The sequence below is a fragment of the [Flexibacter] sp. ATCC 35208 genome (assembly GCF_001975825.1).
Classification (GTDB): domain Bacteria; phylum Bacteroidota; class Bacteroidia; order Chitinophagales; family Chitinophagaceae; genus Chitinophaga.
In genome coordinates this window covers 1-355 of record NZ_MTKN01000352.1, presented here as the reverse complement: position 1 = coordinate 355, position 355 = coordinate 1, and the positions used below count along the sequence as shown (strand labels likewise).

General features: G+C 42.8%; 1 protein-coding gene. It reads right to left on the bottom strand.

All coding sequences use genetic code 11. From position 1 onward, the window contains the following. On the bottom strand, nt 1-355 hold a 355-nt coding region (locus BW716_RS35880), incomplete at both ends, for an Ig-like domain-containing protein (protein ID WP_143709282.1).

Sequence of the window (355 nt, the reverse complement as noted above, 5' to 3'; positions counted from 1 at the left end):
TAATTTCGATAGTAAAGCTATCAGGTCCATTGTAATTGCTTGCTGGCGTATAAGTGTATGTTCCATCTGCATTGACTGTAGCTGTACCATGTGCAGGATCAGTGGCTTTGCTGTAAGTCAGTGCATCTCCATCCACGTCTGAGCCAACCACACTTCCATTATAAACTACATCTTCAGGTGTAGTAATATTCTGGTCTGCACCAGTCGGATCATCATTTACTGCTGTTACAGTGATATTGATTGTTACTGTTGCTGTGCCGCCATTACCATCATTGATCTCGATAGTAAAGCTATCTGGACCATTGTAGTTCGCAGCTGGCGTATAAGTATATGTTCCATCTGCATTGACGGTAGC